The sequence below is a fragment of the Liquorilactobacillus vini DSM 20605 genome, assembly GCF_000255495.1.
GTDB classification, from domain to species: domain Bacteria; phylum Bacillota; class Bacilli; order Lactobacillales; family Lactobacillaceae; genus Liquorilactobacillus; species Liquorilactobacillus vini.
Genome location: NZ_AHYZ01000120.1, coordinates 1 through 535, shown reverse-complemented (window position 1 = coordinate 535; position 535 = coordinate 1). Strand labels below are relative to the sequence as shown.

The window sequence follows — 535 nt, the reverse complement described above, 5'->3', positions numbered from 1 at the left end:
ATAGCTATAAATAGTTAAATGTTTACTTTAATGGCGAATTTTATATTTTAGGGGTGAGTAGAGTGAGTATTGCTAAAAAAAACTTTTTTTATAAAGTTAGTGGATTATCATTCAGATCAAAAAATGTTTTTATTTTTGGAGCATGGTTCGGAAAAAGATTTAGTGATAATCCAAAATATTTATTAATGCAGATGCTAAAGTCAGATAAGTTTAAAAGAAAAAAATTTGTCTGGATCGGTAATGATTCACTGGCTAAGATGATTAACAATAAAAGAGTTGTTTTTATTCGCCGAAATAGTTTGAAATCAATTTTTTATCAGTTACGTGCTGGGAAAGCTTTTTTTACTCATGGGTATCAAGATTTCGGTGATTATTCTTTTTTAAAGGGAGCGATCTGTTTTCAATTATGGCACGGTTTTCCAATAAAAAAAATTGGGGCTGATAATTCAAATACTCCCAATGAAGGAAAAAGAAGATATGAAAACTATCAGTACTTTTTAGCAAGCTCACCAGTTATGGCACGAAGAATGAGTGG

1 protein-coding gene is annotated in these 535 nt (G+C 30.1%); it reads left to right on the top strand.

The features are described from left to right. Positions 1-62 precede the first annotated feature (62 nt). On the top strand, positions 63-535 hold a 473-nt coding region (locus tag ON15_RS07055; RefSeq protein WP_010580790.1), incomplete at its 3' end, for a CDP-glycerol--glycerophosphate glycerophosphotransferase.